Here is a 12,417-nt window from a genome sequence, read left to right as displayed (position 1 = left end):
AGTGACTCCTTCCGTGCGCGACGCGCAGTCACCTGGTTTCAGTACTGAGCCGGGTCGAACACCCGGCTGCCATACCAGCCCGATCCCGTCCCTCGCCGGAGGCGGCAGGTGATCGGAACCCTCCTGAGCGTGCTCGGCCTGCTGGCCGTGATAGCCCTCACCGTCGGGACCGCCACCGCGGTCGCCGCCGAGTTCTCGTTGACCGCCCTCGAACGCAGCACCGTGGACAACCACGCGGCCGTCGTGGGCGACGCCAAGGCCCTGAAGCTCCAGAAGGCGCACAAGTCGCTGTCCTTCCAGCTCTCCGGCGCCCAGCTGGCCATCACCATCACCACCCTGATCACCGGTTACATCGCCGAACCCGCCATCGCGGAGCTGGTCGAGCCCGGCCTGACCGCGCTCGGCGTGCCGCTGGCGGTGGCCGACCCGTTGGCGCTGGCCATCGCGTTGGCGCTGGCCACGGCCGTGTCGATGGTGTTCGGCGAGCTGGTGCCGAAGAACCTCGCCATCGCCAAGCCCATGGAGACCGCCCGCGCGGTCGTCGGCTTCCAGTCGGCGTTCTCCAGCGCGTTCCGCTGGCTCATCAGCGGCATGAACCTCACGGCGAACTGGCTGGTCCGCAGGCTGGGCGTGGAACCGGTCGACGAGCTGGCGTCCGCGCGCTCGCCGGAGGAGCTGGGCGCGCTGGTGCGCTCCAGCGCCGAGCACGGCACGCTCGACCAGGGCACGGCGACGCTGCTGGACCGCTCGCTGCGCTTCGGCGACCGCACGGCCGGCGAGCTGATGACCCCGCGCGTGCAGGTCGAGTCGCTGCGGGTCGAGGCGACCGTGCTCGACCTGATCGAGAAGACCCGCGCGACCGGGTTCTCCCGGTTCCCCGTGCACAACGGGGACATCGACGAGGTGCGCGGCATGGTGCACGTGAAGCAGGCGTTCAGCGTGCCGGTGCACCAGCGCGCGAGCACCCCGGTGTCCGCGCTGACCAGGCCGGTGCAGACCGTGCCGGAGACCCTGGAGGGCGACGCGCTGCTGGACCGGTTGCGCGCCTCCGGGCTGCAGACCGCGCTCGTCGTCGACGAGTACGGCGGCACGGCGGGGCTCGTGACGCTGGAGGACGTGGTCGAGGAGATCGTGGGCGACGTCCGCGACGAGCACGACCGCGGCGAGGCGGCCCCGGTGCGGCCGTTGGGCAAGGGGAGCTGGATGGTGTCCGGCCTGCTGCGCGACGACGAGGTCGCCGAGGCGACCAGGTTCCGGATGCCCGAGGGCGACTACGAGACGCTGGCGGGGCTGGTCATGGCCAGGCTGGGCCGCATCCCCGACGTCGGGGACGAGATCAGGGTGGACGGCTGGCGGATCACCGTGATGCGGATGGACCGGCACCGGACGGCCGAGCTGCGGGTGGCCAAGGTCGTCGAGGCCGAGCAGGTGGCGGCGCAATGAGCCTCCTCGTGCTCCTGCTGTTCCTGGCGGGCAACGCGTTCTTCGTCGGCGCCGAGTTCGCCATCATCACCGCCCGCCGCGACCGGCTGGAGGCGCTGGCCGACCGCGGCAGCAGCCGGGCCCGCACCGCGATCAAGGCGGGCAGGCAGCTGCCGCTGATCATCGCGGGCGCGCAGCTCGGCATCACGCTGTGCTCGCTGGGGCTGGGCGCGATCGGCGAGCCGGCCGTCGCGTCGATCCTCGAGTCGCCGTTCCACGCGGTCGGCATCCCCACCGCGCTGCGGCACGGCATCTCCTTCGCCATCGCCCTGATCATCGTGGTCGCGCTGCACACGATCCTCGGCGAGATGGTCCCGAAGAACCTGGCCATCGCGAACCCCGAGCAGCTGGCGATCTGGCTCGTGCCGGTGCACTACGGGTTCTGCAAGCTGGTCGGCCCGGTGCTGCGGATGTTCACCGTCGTGTCGACGGCCGTGCTGAGGCTGATGAAGGTCACGCCGAAGGACGAGCTGGAGTCGGCGTACACGACCGACGAGCTGGCCATGCTCATCGCCCAGTCCCGCCAGGAGGGGCTGCTCGAGGACTCCGAGCACCGCAGGCTCGCGCAGACGCTGTCGTCGGCCGAGCGCACGGTGGCCGACGTGCTCGTGCCGCTGGACAGGTTGACGACGTTGTCGGCCAACCCGACCGTGGGCGAGGTCGAGTCGTCCGTGGCGCGGACCGGTTTCTCCCGGTTCCCCGTCCGCGGCGACAACGGCCGCCTGCTCGGCTACCTGCACGTCAAGGACGTGCTCGACCTCGCGGGCGCCGACCCCGGCACCCCGGTCCCGCGCACCCGCATCCGCGGCCTGCCGGACCTGCCGGTCGACGCCCACCTGGACGAGGCGCTGGCCGCCCTGCGCCGGGCGCAGTCGCACCTGGCGCGGGCCGTCGACGCCGACGGCGGGCTGTGCGGCGTCGTCGCCATGGAGGACCTGGTCGAGGAGTACGTGGGCACCGTCCGCGACGGCACCCACGTCAGCCGCGAGCTGTAGCTCCCGGAGGGGAGGCCCGAGCCGTCACGCGGCGACTCGGGCCTCCTCCACCGCGAACCCCTTCGGCGAGACCGTCCGCCACATCAGCACCACGGACAGCAGCTGCACCGCCGCCGCCATCACCCACACCCAGCGCAGCCCCCACTGCGCCGCCACGAACCCACCCGTGAGCGCCCCCAGCGGCGTCAACCCCCACGCCAGCGCCCGGTGGCTCGTCAACACCCGGCCCAGCAGCGGTTTCGGCGTGAACCGCTGCCTGCTCGACTGCGAGCACACGTTCCACAGCAGCGTCGTGGACGACAGCAGCCCCAACGACACCGCGACCAGCGCGAACACCGGCGGCAGCACCGCGATCAGCAGCTGCGACACGACCCCGGCGATCGCCGCGAACCTCATCGACCACGCGTACCCCAGCCAGTCGACCACCTTGTGCACCACGAACGACCCACCGATCCACCCCACCGCCAGGCACGCCAGCAGCACCCCGTAGCCGAACGAGCCGACGTGCAGCTCCTGCGTCGCGTACAGCACGAACATCGACACACCCGCGCTCGACGCGAACGACCCCAGCGCCACGGCCAACGTGATGTTGCGCAGCAACGGGCTCCCCACCAGGAACGCCAACCCCACCTTCACGTCCCGCAACGGGTTCCCCGGCGGACTCGGCTCGTGCCGCGCCGAGATTCCCCGCGCCAACCACAGCGCCACCACCGCCGTCCCGCACGCGATCCACGCCGACAACCCCAACGCCACCGCCAGCAGGAACCCGCTCAACGGCGGCACCAGGAACTGCACCACCCCGCGCTCGATCACGATCATCCGCGCGTTCGCCGCCGCCAGCCCCTCCGGCCCCACCACATCCGGCACCAACGCCCCACTGGCCCCGTCACCGAGCACCTGCGAGGTGACGACGACGAACGACACCACGAGCAGCAGCGGCAGGCTCAACCACCCCACCGCCGCCGCCACCCCCAATGTCGCCGCCGCCACCGCCTGCACCACGAACGCCGCCCCCAGCACAGCCGTCCGCGGAAACCGATCGATCAACACCCCGGCCACCAACGAGAACAACAACCACGGAAGCTGCCCCACCACGTTCACCAACGCGACCTGCCGCGGATCAGTCGTGATCGTCACCGCCATCAACGGCAACGCCGTCAACAACAACCCCTCCCCAGCCGACCCGCTGACCGCCACCACCTGCAACCGCCGCCACCCAGACCCCATCCCCACACCTTGTAGGCCAGAGCCGGAGACAAGCGAGCGTTTTAGCGAGCAGCGAAAGACCATCGACCAAAACCAAAACCAGCGAGCAAAACCCACCCCACCCCCTCCACGATGGGCGCAGCCCGCCAGCGCGCATCCGGCGCGGAGCGCCTGGGGCCTTGTCCGCAGCGCAGCAAGGATGCTCTGTCCGACGCGCAGCGAGGATGCCTCGTCGGGCGCAGCCCGATGCCTTGCTGGCGAAGCCAGATCCCCTCCCGCCCCCGATAAACAGCGCCCTCCTGCCCCACCCCCGTTTGTCAAGATAGCTTCACCGTCTTGACAAACAGGGGTGAGGCATTGAGACAATCGCGCGCCGGGGGCCGGGCTTCGCCAGGGGTGGGAGGGCCGGAAGCCGGACTTCACACGATAGGAGGCCCACAAGCCAGGCTCCACCCACGTGGACACAACGCACCGGGGCCCGGCCTCCCCTCACCCCCACCCCCGTACCGTTCCCCCCATGGAGGTGCTCACCCAACCCGACTGGACCTCACGCCAAGCCCACCACCGCACCCGCGTCCAGCACTGGACAACCCCCCACCACGCCCGCAAGGCCACCGGCGAGAAGCACCCCGTTCTCGACTTCCTCTTCTCCTACTACTCCCACCGCCCCTCCAAGCTCGAACGCTGGCACCCCGGCCCTGGCGTCGTCCTCACCGGCCCCGCCGCCCGCGAGTTCCTGCGCTGGCCCGCCTACACCGAAACCGCCGAAGGCGTCACGCTCGACGTGGCGCGGTTCGCCGAGGCGCGGTGGTCGACGGTGGGGTTCGCGCACCGGTTGTTGAGCGCGACCGCGTCGAGGGCGCCGCGGCTGGGCTGTTTCGGGTTGCACGAGTGGGCGATGGTGTACCGGCAGCGGGCCGAGCAGGTGCGGCACAACGCGTGGCCGTTGCGGCTCGGGTCGGCGGGGACGGACGCGGTGGTGGACGGGAGCCGGGTGCAGTGCGGGCACTTCGACGCGTTCCGGTTCTTCACGCCGGACGCGCGGCCGCACAACACGTTGCAGCCGACGCGGGAGACGCAGGTCGAGTTCGAGCAGCCGGGCTGCCTGCACGCGAACATGGACCTGTTCAAGTGGGCCTACAAGCTGGATCCGGCGACGCCGTCGGAGCTGGTGGCGGACTGCTTCGAGCTCGCGGCGGACGTGCGGGAGCTGGACATGAGGGCGAGCCCGTACGACCTGGCGCCGCTGGGCTACGAGCCGGTGGCGATCGAGACGCCGGAGGGGCGTGCGGAGTACGTGCGGCGGCAGGCGGAGTTCGCCGAGCGGGCGGTACCACTGCGAGCGGCGTTGTTGGAACTGAGCGTGACGTTGCTTCGCTCTTCCGCACCCGTGGACTGAGCCGTCCGGGGAAGAATGACGGCATTCGATCTACACATTCTTAACGTTCCCCTCAGTCCTCACCTGTTAGCGTGACGGCCGACCGGTACAGGTGTCGTCGGGGACGGTTGATCGGTCACCGGACGCGGTGGTCGTCCCACGTGCCGTGGTCAGACTCTGAAGGGGTAGTCGATGTCCCGACATCGCACGCTGCGCACACGGGTCAAGCGCGGCATAGCCGGGTGGCCGGTCGCGGTCATCGGAGTGGTCGCGCTGCTCGTCCTCGGGGTCTTCGGCTGGAGCTGGCTGGGCGGTGTGCTCGAACGCCGGGCCGCGGCCGAGGCCGGTGACTGCGCCGAGGGCGAGGCGCTGCTGCGGATCGCGTCGACGCCGAGCGCGGCCGACGCGGTGCGCGACGTGGCGAAGGCGTGGAGCGCGCAACGCCCGGTGGTCTACGACCACTGCATCCGCATCGAGGTGCAGTCGATCGACTCCGAGGTCGTGCTGGACAGCCTCACCCAGGGGTGGGACGAGGGGAAGCTGGGCGCGAAGCCGCACGCGTGGATCACCGACTCGATGCTGTGGGCGAACCGGTTGGGCGCGCAGAACCACGCGCTGCTCGGTGCCGCCCCGCAGTCGATCGCGCAGAGCCCCGTGCTGCTCGCCCTCCCCGAGGCGGGCGCGACGGCCGTGCAGTCCTCGGCGGGCTTCCGGTGGACCGACCTGCCCGGCGTGACGTCCGCGCCCGGCGGCTGGGACCGGTTCGGCAAGGGCGAGTGGGGCCAGTTCAAGGTGGCGATGCCCGACCCGACGACGAACGCGGCGACCGCGATGGCGATCCAGTCGGCGCTGGCGGGCGCGAGCCCCGAGGGCAAGGGCCCGGTCACCACGGAGATGCTGGGCCTCGACCCGGTGAAGAACACGATGGCGAGCCTGGTCGCGGCCAAGCCCGTGGAGACGCCCGGCAGCACGTGGGAGGCCATGAACCTGCTGGCCGACAGCTCCGCGGTGAACGGGTCGGGTTTCAGCGCGGTGCCCGTGTTCGAGGTCGACCTCTACCGGCACAACACCGGCAAGGACAGCGGCACTCCCCCGCTCAAGCCGCTCTACGGCGTGGCGCCGGGCGGTCCGACGCCGGTCGCGGACTTCCCGTTCGTGGCGCTGGCGGGCGACTGGGTCGGCGAGGCCCAGGTGCGGGCGGCGCAGGCGTTCCGCGAGTTCCTGACGGGCACCGGCCAGCAGAAGATCCTCGCCGAGGCGGGGCTGCGCGTGCCGTCCTCGACCGAACGGCCGAAGCCCTCACCGGGGGTGCGCTGGGCGACGATGACCGAGGGCCTGGCACCGGCGGACTCGAACACCACGCAGCAGATCTCGGCGGCGTGGGCGACGGCCGACAACGGCCAGGTCGTGCGGGTGCTGGTCGACTCGTCGAAGTCCATGGAGGAGTCGGGCGGTGACGGGAAGAGCCGGATGGAGTGGCTGAAGGCCGCGCTGTCGGGCCAGGTCAACCGTTCGCTGTCCGGGTCGGTCGGGCTGTGGGAGTTCTCGCGCCAGGTCGACGGCGACCTGCCGTACCGCGAGCTGGTGCCCACGGGCCCGGTCGTGGAGCAGCGGCAGGAACTGCTGGACGGCATCGCCGGGCTGAAACCGCTGAGCGCGACGCAGCTCTACACGAGCCTGGTGGCGCTGTACAAGGACGCGCTGAACGACTACCAGGACGGCAAGCGCAACCGGATCGTCGTGTTCACCGACGGGCCCAACGACGGCGGGCTCGACTTCGACGGGCTGCGCTCCCAGCTGGACAAGCTCAAGGACGAGGCCCGCCCGATCCCGGTCAGCATCATCGCGATCGGCTCCGCGCCGGAACGCGACCCGTTGACCCAGATCACCCAGTCGACCGGCGGCACGTTCTCCGTCGTGGAGGACGGCAGGGCGATCGACTCCGCGCTGGCGCAGGTCCTGTCGGCGCCCTAGCGCGGGATGGCGAGCTTCGCGAGCTCGGCCTCGAAGTCGATCCACAGCTCTTCCTCGCCGGGCGACACGAGGTCGTAGGAGAGGTCGAGGAACTCGGAGATGTCGTCGGACGGCACGGCCAGCACGGCGAACCCGGCGGGCGCGTTCAGCTCGACCAGGACGTGCTCGGGGTCCTCCGGCGACGGCTGGACCGCGATGTCGCCCTCACCCGTCGGCGAGAGCAGTCCGTCGGCCAGTAACTCGCGGCCGAACATCCACTCGACCTCGCCGTGGCCGGTGTGGAAGCGGACCGCGACGGCGTACGGGTCGTCGGGGTCGTAGCGCAGCTCGGCCGCGATCGGCGCGGGCGCGCCACCCGGCCCGAGCAGCTCGAACGTCGTCGAGACGGTGATCACGAACTTGTTGTCCATAGCATCGACGATAAGTACGCGACCAGGCACCCGATACCCCTAGAAAAGGCGAACGGACCCCAAAAACACCACAACTTGCCCTCTTGTGCCCGTGCCGGTCCGGGCAGCTCGGATCACGACCGCGTTTCGTAGACGGCGGCCATCGCGGCCACCCTCGCGATCATGCGGTCGCGGAGCTCCGGCGGACCGACGACCTCCGCGTCCGGACCGAGCCGCATGAGGTCGACCTCGGCGTGGTCGAGCGACTCGACGGGGACCTCCACGGTCGTCCAGCCGTCGGCGTCCGGCTCGGCGGTGGAGTCCCGCAGCGCCCGCGCGGCGACCAGGCTCAGCAGGAACTGCGCGCGGCCGAGCCCGGTGGGCGACATCCGGACCGTGACGCGCATGCCGTACATCCGCTGCTCGAAGTGCTCCGACCAGTCCGCCCAGAAGTCCGTGAGGTCGAAGTCGTCCGGCCGGTCGAACCCCTCGTCGACCGCCGTCAGCTCCAGCACGCGGGCCACGCGGTAGGTGCGCAGGTCGTCGTCGGCGCGCGCCACGAGGTACCAGACGCCCGCCTTCAGCACGAGGCCGAGCGGGTCGACCGTGCGGCGCACCTCGATCGCCCGCCCACCCCACCGCCGGTACCGGATGTCCAGCCGCCGCTGGTTCCACACCGCGTCCGCGATCGTCGACAGGAGCGGCGTCTCGTCGGCGTGCCGGAACCAGCCCGGCGTGTCCAGGTGGAACCGCTCGCGGATGCGCCCGGCCCGCGACCGCAGCTCCTGCGGCAACGCGGCCTGCAGCTTCAGCTGCGCCGCCGCCACCACCGTCCCCAACCCCAGCTCCGCCGCGGGCCCCGGCATCCCCGCCAGGAACAACGACTCGGCCTCCTCGCTGGTCAGCCCGGTCAACCGGGTGCGGTACCCGTCGAGCAACCGGTACCCGCCCGCGGGCCCCCGCTCCGCGTACACCGGCACCCCCGCCGCCCCGAGCGCCTCGACGTCCCGGTACACCGTCCGCACCGACACCTCCAGCTCGTCGGCCAGCTCCTGCGCCGTCAACCGCCCGCGCGACTGGAGCAGGAGCAGCAGGGACAGCAGTCGACTCGCGCGCATACCCCCAAGTTTCCCCCCTTACCTGACGTTCGGTGTCAGGTAAGGCGGGTTCACTTCCCGGCATGAGCACCACAGCGAGCGGCACCATCGAGATGAAGAGCTGGGACGAGAAGACCTGGGACGGCAAGCCCCACAACGAGGTCTCCGGCCACAAGCTCACCCAGGGCACGATGGTCGGCGCCTACCACGGCGACCTGGACGCCTCCGGCGAAACCCGGTTCGTCATGACCTACGCCGACGACGCCAACTGCGAGTCCACCGGCCACGAGCTCGTCACCGGGACGCTCGGCGACCGCACCGGCACGTTCGTGCTCCAGCACGTCAGCGGGTTCCACGACGGGACCGTGACGGGCGGGTTCACCGTGGTCGCGGGGTCGGGGACGGGGGAGCTGGAGGGGTTGAGCGGGCACGGGGAGGTCGTGTGGGCCGAGGGCCAAAGCGGCACCTACACCCTGGAGTACGACCTGCCCGCGTGAGTCGTGCCCGCATTCGATGACACGGGGTCAACGATGCGAAATCGCCACCCAAAAGAGGTCGGGTCGCATTACACTGCCCGCCATCGCGTGGGCTAACGTCGCCCGTGCACCGAACACACCGCGAAGTTGCCACAGGTGGCAACCCGATCAAGGGACTCCCATGGGCGGCGAGGAGGGTGACGACTAGGGTCGTCACGGCAGGACCGACCCGCACGCCCCGTGGTGTGCGGGTCATTTAATCTCCAGCCGCATCCCGACCGTGGTCTTCGACGGGAAACCGCACCCGCGAAAGGTGAACACCTTCCGTTCCTCCGGGTCCTCGCCGACAGTGATCGACAGGTTCTCGACCGGCTCCCGGAAACCGATGGCGGCGTGGTAAGCATCGACTTTCGCGGGCAGCACGACGGAGTACTCGACCGCCTGCACCGGCATCAGGTTGCTGAACCGGAACGTGAAGTCGTCGGCGATTCGGTCGCGCATCAGGGGAATGCACTTCCCCGGCCACACCCTCTCGACTTCGAGCCTGATCTGCCATGAGGGTCAGGACCTCGCGGACGTCCCCGTTCTTCGGAACGTACACGGTCTGCTTCCACTCCTCGACCAGGATCAACGGCTTGGGGTGGTTGTCGATCACGAAGTCGCAGTACCGCCCCAGGAGGAACTTGTGCGAGTCGTACTTCTTCTTCAGCTTCCGCCGGTCCGCGAGCAGCAGCAGAATGACCGACAGCACGAAGAGAACGACCGACACCAATGCGCCCAATTTGATGGACTGCGAGTTGCCGAACACCACGCCGAGCAGACCCGCGAATCCCATGAGGCCGACAATCGCCCGGATGACCGATGACGGTTCCTCACGGAGGAGGTAGTCGTCCAACCAGGCCACGAAGCTCTTGAGCATACCGCCTCCTCGGTCCGTCACCGCACCGAAACATCCCGTGAACGCCAGGGTAAATGGTGCAACTCGAAAACCTGCTGGTACGTTCGGGTAGTCCGGGCGAATTCGGAAAAGTGAAAGTCCGAGATGGCTTTCGGTACCGGATTGGCACGGGCGAATCCAACCGTTACCGATTTGCTGATCGAGGCGTGATCGCCGTCGAAAGCGAAAGCGGCCCCGTCCTGGTAGGACGGAGCCGCCTGCGGTGGGGTCAGGTCAGCCGACGGTGATGTCGACCTTGTTCGGGTAGAACGCCACGTGGCCCGCGATCTCCGCGACGGCCGGGTAGGGCTCCTCGTAGAACCAGACGACGTCGGTCAGGTCTTCGCCGCCGGTGATCGTGTAGTACGAGGCGTCGCCCTTGAACGGGCAGTACGTGCTGGTGTCGGTGCGTCGGAGCACGGACTGGTCGATGTCGCCGACCGGGATGTACTGCACGGCCGGGTAGGTGGACTCCTGGAGCGTGAGCGCCTTGGTGGTGTCGGCGATGACGCGGTCACCGGCGCGCACGACGACGCGGTCCGCCGTGGGCGTGACGGTGATGGGGTGGTCCGGGCCGGGGATCTTGACTTCGCGTGCCATGAGCGGGTGCTGCCTTTCGGTGGGGTCAGCGGGTCCTCCCCTGGTGCAACTCCCGGCGGGGGCGCGGCATTTCCGGGTCAGCCGACCGGCTGCTTGCGGGCGTACTTGAGCAGGTGGTACACGCCGACGACGGCCGCGGCGAAGCCCGCCGTGGCGCCGAGGCCGAGTGACCAGCGGGGGCCGAACGCGTCGGCGACCCAGCCGACGATCGGGGCGCCGATGGGAGTGCCGCCGACGACGATGGCCAGCAGGATGGAGATCACGCGGCCGCGCATCACGGGGTCGGTGGCCAGCTGGATGGAGCTGTTCGCGGTGGTCGTGAGGGTCTGGGAGGCCACGCCGACCACGACCAGCGCCATCCCGAACAGCCAGAACGTCGGCATCACCGCGGCCAGCGCGCACCCGACGCCGAACACGGCGGCGCCGACGGCGAGCAGGGAGACCCGCGGGCTGGCGCGGCGGGCGGACAGCAGCGCGCCCACGACGGAGCCGACGGCGAGCGCGGACGTGAGCAGCCCGAACTCCCGCGAGCCGAGGTGGAACACGCTGACCGACATGCTGGAGATGAAGATCGGGAAGTTCATCCCGAACGTGCCGACCAGGAACAGCATCAGCAGGATCGTCCTGATGTCCGGCCGCGCCCACACGTAGCGCAGGCCCTCGGCGAAGCCGCCGCGACCACGGGCCGCCCGAACCGCGGGGTGCAGCTCGCGCAGGCGCAGGAAGCGCAGCGACAGCAGCACGGCGCCGAACGTGGCCGCGTTGACCAGGAACACCCACCCGGAGCCGACGACCGAGATCAGCACCCCCGCCACCGCGGGCCCGATCATCCTGGCGGCGTTGAACGAGGTCGAGTTGAGCGCCACCGCGTTCGACAGGTTGGGCCCGACCACCAGCTCCGACACGAACGTCTGCCGCGCGGGCGCGTCGAACGCGGTCACGCAGCCGAGCAGCAGCGCGAACAGGTACACCTGCCACAGCCGCACGGCCCCGGTGACGGTCAGCAGGCCGAGGCCGAGCGCCAGGAACCCCATGGACGCCTGGGTCGCCATCAGCAGCTTGCGGCGGTCGAGCCGGTCGGCGGCGAGGCCGGTGAACGGCAGCAGCAGCACCTGCGGGCCGAACTGGAGCGCCATGACGACGCCGACGACGGTCGCGTTGTTGTGCGTGAGCTGGGTCAGCACCACCCAGTCCTGGGCCGTGCGCTGCATCCACGTCCCGATGTTCGAGACGATCGCGCCGCTCGCCCACACGCGGTAGTTGAAGACGCCCAGCGACCGGAACGTCCCCGTCGCCAGGACCTCAGGCGTCGCCATCACCACCGTCGAGGAGGGCGGTGATCTCCTCGGTCGTGCCGGTCTCGCCCAGCCTCGGGAAGATCCGCGTGACGCTGTTGTCGTGCGCCTCCGCGCTCCGGTCGGTCATCGCGTCGACTGCCAGGGTGACGTGGTAGCCGAGCTCGTGCGCGTGCCGCGCGGTCGACTCGACGCCCGCCGAGGTGGCGACGCCGACGACCACGACCTGCGTGACGCCCCGCCCCTTCAGGTACTCGTCGAGGTCGGTGCCGGTGAACGCGCCCCACGTCCGCTTGACGACGTCGTGGTCGCCCGGCTGCCGGTTCAGCTCCGGCACCAGCTCGCACCACTCCGCGGGGATGTCCCCCAACCGCGCCCCCTCCGTCCGGCCCGGCGCGCCGCCGGTGACCGTGACGAGGACGACCGGCAGGCCGTGCGCGCGGAACGCGTCGGCCAGCGCGGCGGAGTTCTTCACGACCTGGTCTACGGGGTGCGCCGCCGGGATGGCGACGACGCCCTTCTGCAGGTCGACGACGACGAGCGCGGTGTTCGGGTCGATCGTGGTGACTGGCATGGTTCCCCTTGGTT

General features: G+C 70.3%; 12 protein-coding genes. 5 read left to right on the top strand and 7 right to left on the bottom strand.

Annotation, left to right across the window (positions count from 1 at the left end; all coding sequences use genetic code 11):
• The first annotated feature begins 108 nt into the window (after positions 1-108).
• The gene (locus CLV43_RS42325; RefSeq protein WP_106195913.1) at positions 109-1,443 is read left to right on the top strand and encodes a hemolysin family protein; all 1,335 of its coding nucleotides are present in this window, start codon (positions 109-111) and stop codon (positions 1,441-1,443) included.
• On the top strand, positions 1,440-2,477 hold the full coding sequence (locus tag CLV43_RS42320) for a hemolysin family protein (protein ID WP_106195912.1): 1,038 nt from the start codon (positions 1,440-1,442) through the stop codon (positions 2,475-2,477). The genes CLV43_RS42325 and CLV43_RS42320 overlap by 4 nt, the downstream gene beginning before the upstream one ends.
• 24 nt (positions 2,478-2,501) lie before the next feature.
• Here the strand turns inward: CLV43_RS42320 and CLV43_RS42315 are convergent, their stop codons facing one another.
• Entirely contained in the window at positions 2,502-3,704 is a 1,203-nt protein-coding gene (locus CLV43_RS42315; RefSeq protein ID WP_106195910.1) for an MFS transporter, read from the bottom strand.
• Positions 3,705-4,200: 496 nt separating this feature from the next.
• On the opposite strand from CLV43_RS42315, the gene CLV43_RS42310 reads away from it, so the two are divergent.
• Together CLV43_RS42310 and CLV43_RS42305 are read left to right on the top strand one after the other, a co-directional pair.
• Positions 4,201-5,082: a 3-methyladenine DNA glycosylase gene (locus tag CLV43_RS42310; RefSeq protein ID WP_106195909.1), complete on the top strand. Its 882-nt coding sequence runs from the start codon at positions 4,201-4,203 to the stop codon at positions 5,080-5,082.
• Positions 5,083-5,253: 171 nt separating this feature from the next.
• Positions 5,254-7,035 carry a substrate-binding domain-containing protein gene (locus CLV43_RS42305; protein WP_106195907.1) on the top strand — a complete coding sequence of 594 codons (1,782 nt, stop codon included), beginning with the start codon at positions 5,254-5,256 and terminating at the stop codon, positions 7,033-7,035.
• Here the strand turns inward: CLV43_RS42305 and CLV43_RS42300 are convergent.
• Both CLV43_RS42300 and CLV43_RS42295 read right to left on the bottom strand, forming a co-directional pair.
• Positions 7,032-7,445 (bottom strand): SsgA family sporulation/cell division regulator, encoded by a 414-nt coding sequence (locus CLV43_RS42300; RefSeq protein ID WP_106195906.1) that lies wholly within the window; start codon positions 7,443-7,445, stop codon positions 7,032-7,034. The genes CLV43_RS42305 and CLV43_RS42300 overlap by 4 nt on opposite strands.
• 113 nt (positions 7,446-7,558) lie before the next feature.
• A complete protein-coding gene (locus CLV43_RS42295) occupies positions 7,559-8,542 on the bottom strand; it encodes a helix-turn-helix transcriptional regulator (RefSeq protein ID WP_106195904.1) in 984 nt (327 codons plus the stop codon).
• Between the two features lie 62 nt (positions 8,543-8,604).
• On the opposite strand from CLV43_RS42295, the gene CLV43_RS42290 reads away from it, so the two are divergent.
• The gene (locus tag CLV43_RS42290; protein ID WP_106195902.1) at positions 8,605-9,018 is read left to right on the top strand and encodes a DUF3224 domain-containing protein; all 414 of its coding nucleotides are present in this window, start codon (positions 8,605-8,607) and stop codon (positions 9,016-9,018) included.
• Between the two features lie 231 nt (positions 9,019-9,249).
• On the opposite strand, the gene CLV43_RS42285 is transcribed toward CLV43_RS42290, so the two are convergent.
• The 4 genes from CLV43_RS42285 to CLV43_RS42265 all read right to left on the bottom strand — a co-directional run bounded on the left by CLV43_RS42285 (position 9,250) and on the right by CLV43_RS42265 (position 12,403).
• A complete protein-coding gene (locus tag CLV43_RS42285) occupies positions 9,250-9,498 on the bottom strand; it encodes a hypothetical protein (protein ID WP_106195901.1) in 249 nt (82 codons plus the stop codon).
• A 670-nt stretch (positions 9,499-10,168) separates the two neighbouring features.
• Positions 10,169-10,534 (bottom strand): DUF427 domain-containing protein, encoded by a 366-nt coding sequence (locus CLV43_RS42275; protein WP_106195897.1) that lies wholly within the window; start codon positions 10,532-10,534, stop codon positions 10,169-10,171.
• Between the two features lie 77 nt (positions 10,535-10,611).
• On the bottom strand, positions 10,612-11,850 hold the full coding sequence (locus tag CLV43_RS42270) for an MFS transporter (RefSeq protein WP_106195896.1): 1,239 nt from the start codon (positions 11,848-11,850) through the stop codon (positions 10,612-10,614).
• Positions 11,837-12,403 carry an isochorismatase family protein gene (locus CLV43_RS42265; protein ID WP_106195894.1) on the bottom strand — a complete coding sequence of 189 codons (567 nt, stop codon included), beginning with the start codon at positions 12,401-12,403 and terminating at the stop codon, positions 11,837-11,839. The genes CLV43_RS42270 and CLV43_RS42265 overlap by 14 nt, the downstream gene beginning before the upstream one ends.
• Positions 12,404-12,417 lie beyond the last annotated feature (14 nt).

This window comes from Umezawaea tangerina (assembly GCF_003002815.1).
GTDB classification, from domain to species: domain Bacteria; phylum Actinomycetota; class Actinomycetes; order Mycobacteriales; family Pseudonocardiaceae; genus Umezawaea; species Umezawaea tangerina.
Note: the sequence above shows the minus strand (reverse complement) of the source record. Positions and strands in the feature narration are given on the sequence as shown.